The sequence below is a fragment of the Paludibacterium sp. genome, assembly GCF_019232825.1.
Taxonomy (GTDB): Bacteria; Pseudomonadota; Gammaproteobacteria; order Burkholderiales; family Chromobacteriaceae; genus Paludibacterium.
On sequence record NZ_JAFAND010000064.1, the window covers coordinates 1 to 2,219 of the forward strand.

At 59.8% G+C, this 2,219-nt stretch carries 4 protein-coding genes and 1 pseudogene; 2 read left to right on the forward strand and 3 right to left on the reverse strand.

The genetic code is table 11. The features are described from left to right. Positions 1 to 225, reverse strand: a 225-nt coding sequence (locus JOZ06_RS08205) for a YqiA/YcfP family alpha/beta fold hydrolase (RefSeq protein WP_293231157.1), incomplete at its 3' end; no start/stop codon positions are given. Between the two features lie 377 nt (positions 226 to 602). Next, positions 603 to 770: a hypothetical protein gene (locus tag JOZ06_RS08210; protein ID WP_293231159.1), complete on the reverse strand. Its 168-nt coding sequence runs from the start codon at positions 768 to 770 to the stop codon at positions 603 to 605. A 141-nt stretch (positions 771 to 911) separates the two neighbouring features. Between JOZ06_RS08210 and JOZ06_RS08215 the strand changes: the two are divergent. Further along, a pseudogene (locus tag JOZ06_RS08215) lies at positions 912 to 1,097 on the forward strand (JAB domain-containing protein); the annotation flags it as partial. Between the two features lie 130 nt (positions 1,098 to 1,227). Next, on the forward strand, positions 1,228 to 1,479 hold the full coding sequence (locus JOZ06_RS08220; RefSeq protein ID WP_293231165.1) for a hypothetical protein: 252 nt from the start codon (positions 1,228 to 1,230) through the stop codon (positions 1,477 to 1,479). Between the two features lie 282 nt (positions 1,480 to 1,761). Here the strand turns inward: JOZ06_RS08220 and JOZ06_RS08225 are convergent. After that, positions 1,762 to 2,219: DUF3658 domain-containing protein (locus tag JOZ06_RS08225; protein WP_293231168.1), on the reverse strand; the 458-nt coding region annotated here is incomplete at its 5' end.

The following is a 2,219-nucleotide window of genomic DNA, read 5'->3' on the forward strand; positions in this document are numbered from 1 at the left end:
ATATGTGGCGTAGAAGCCGCCGAGCGATGTGCCGACTAAAATGATGTTGTCATCATTCTTATTGATCTCGGCGATGAGGTCTTCGAGAGCCGCAATGGCTTGCATGGGCGCATACGGAAGATCGAGGGTCGAAACGTGATCTTTTCCGAACCTGTCAACCAGCATCAGGTATTTGTCGCTGCCAGTTCCTGTACTGTTGAAGCCGTGGACATATATGATATGCATGACGAACTCCGTTTTCGTTTTGATTCGATTGTATCTACCGAGTCGCCTGAGTCTCACCCTCCGGCATTCGCACGGGCCGCGCTTGCCCATGAACCGCCCCCACAGACTTGAGGGCATATGGGTGGCTGGCGCCCAATGTCGATTGCTGGAAAGTTCACGCATAAAAACAAATCATCCAACGCATTTTAAATGCACGAGCCCATGATGATCCCGTCCTTCGTCGACGCCTGCTCCAATTGGCGATAGTGCGCGGGCGCCCAGCGCAGGAAGCGGATCCGTTGGGCCGCGCTGTAAGAGCAAAGGTAGGCCACCGGCGTCAGGCACATCAGCACCGACGCAACCACAGCGCGACTGCGCTCGATCTTCCTGCGATTGGCCTACAGCGTGGCGGCGAGGGCGCTGAGGAACAGGGGCGCCATTACCGGAATCGCGGACAGAAACGTCCCAAAATCCCGGCTTGAACCGAAATAGGCGCCGGCTAGCAGGAACAGCGTCGCGAAGATCACCGCCGGCCCCCTGCAGAGCCACGTCAACCGCTGCAGCATGAAGCCCCTCCCGAGCCGGGTCGCCCTCCCGCGGCAGGAAAAGCATGTCCGAAACAGGGGCTGCGCTCAATGTCCGAAAGCCACCCCCTCAGCGGACATCGGCGCGTCCGCTTGCGGGATAGTTCCGGAACGAGCGGCTTCTTCCTCGACAAGAAGAACCAGCTGACCGCCGACGAGGTGATGAACCGCGGCGCGGTCGACCACGCGCCGGTCTATCCGCGCGAGGTGACGCGCCGGGCGCTGGAGCTGGCGGCCTCGGCGGTGATCCTGGTGCACAACCACCCCTCGGGCGATCCCCGCCTCAGCCGGGCCGACATCGACATGACGCAGGTCGAGGCAGGCCGCGACGGCGTGGCCAGCTTCAAGGGGCTGGGATTGTTCTGAGCGCTTTCGACGGAATTGTCCGGGATAGGGCGCGACAGTGATGCTATCGTCATTAGTCGAACGAGGGCTGGCCATGACTCGCGCATCAAATCGCGCCGGACTCAGCTTTGTGGATCGGATCGGCCAGTTGATCGGCTGGGTCGGAATCGTCTCGACGATCGGGATCATCCTTTGTTGCGCGGGTATGGCCGTATGGAGTTATCTCCATCACGACCCGCTGATCCGCACGCTCGTCCTGACAATGTGCGCGGTGATGGGCACCCTAGGGTTTCTCATCGTCGCCATCGCTCCCAAAGGCTTGCGAAGGCTCGATGGAAGCCGCTGAGATCGTCGCCGAGCTCCGCCTGGTGGTCGCATCCGATCCACACATTTCCCCCTTTTTATCCGTCATTCCCGGGCGGAAGCGTGCGCAAGCACGCTGGAGAACCGGGAAGCCAGCCGCTCTGACCTGGACGCATCTATTTGAAAACCCAGCGTAAAGCGTAGTGCGGCTGGGTTCCCGGGTCTGCGGTCGCTTGGCTCCCTCCGCCCGGGAATGATGGATTTTATTGTGTGCTGTGGGGCGGGTCGCGTTTTCACACAGGCTCGACCCTAAGCGGCCCTTGCCTCAGTATGCCGGAATTGGGTTCCGGCGAACCCGGCAGGATTTCAACCGATAAGGGTCGCCCTTCACCTCAAGCTTTCCGGCCTTCGAAAGTGGCGATATACGCGACGCGAGCAGTCGGTCGCCCGTCTGAAATATGCGCTCGAAAAGCTGCTCTCCGAGGCACATGCCGAGAACGTAAGCGGCTGGCCTCCACTTTTCCTCGGCGCAAGCGAGCAACTGCTCATCAAAATAATCGATTTTGGCCGACACAATTCTTAAGGCTTTCGTCAAAACCCGGAGAGGTGCGTTTTCCTTTCGCAAAGTGGCCCATACCGACCTTAGATCATCCTGCTCCGCTCGACTCAATGGGCGCGCTGCGTCCCAAAGTCGATGCTGATGAATCGCTTCAGCTTTGATGAGTGGCAGCGGCCATTGGGATAGCTCGGCCCCGCCATCCTCGGGAGCATTTAGGTCGACAA

Excerpts from the sequence above, each read along its gene's own strand:
- JOZ06_RS08210 (WP_293231159.1), bottom strand. The coding sequence starts at position 770 with ATGCTGCAGCGGTTGACGTGGCTCTGCAGGGGGCCGGCGGTGATCTTC.
- JOZ06_RS08220 (WP_293231165.1), top strand. The coding sequence starts at position 1,228 with ATGACTCGCGCATCAAATCGCGCCGGACTCAGCTTTGTGGATCGGATC.